This is a genomic window from Psychrobacter sp. 1Y4 (assembly GCF_051847555.1).
In genome coordinates, this window is sequence record NZ_JBPYDE010000957.1 from 1 (window position 1) to 560 (window position 560).

General features: G+C 36.2%; 1 protein-coding gene. It reads right to left on the reverse strand.

Translation table 11 applies throughout. The features are described from left to right. The coding region (locus ACS8FC_RS19825) for an AAA family ATPase (protein WP_439298047.1) at nucleotides 1–560 on the reverse strand (560 nt) is incomplete at both ends.

Below are 560 nucleotides of genomic sequence, written 5' to 3' on the forward strand. Positions count from 1 at the left end.
TTGAGGACTATGGGTAGTCACTATGAACTGTAAATTAGGAAAAGTCTTTTGAAGATTGATTAATATTTCTTGCTGCCACTTAGGGTGAAGGTGCAGTTCAATTTCATCGATAACTACAACCCCATGGCTATGTAGAGGATTTTCAGAGTTAGGGTTCAGTTTGACTAAGCGTCTTGCCAAGTCTCCAGAAAGGGCTACCAACATCTTCTGACCTTGTGATAACTGAGCTATATTTACTCTATTGCCAAAGTTATCAACCATTAGTCTAGCTTTTCCTGAACTTCTATCTACTTCAATATTTTTTATCTCTGGAACAAGCGTTTTAATGGCTAGATTGACAAGTTCTAAGTGTCGTTGATACTTTGTAAAAGAACTAATCTTTATTAAATCTGCTAATTCCTGTTTTTTAGAATTCAACTTAGCATTGAAGGGATCGTTTTCTGGAGTTATTTGACCTGAATATACATCATCAATAGTAGCCTGCAAAGTTTCTATCTGAACCCTTAGCTCTTCAACTTCTTTAGTCTTCTCACCTTTCGCCTGATTAACTAGCTCGATAT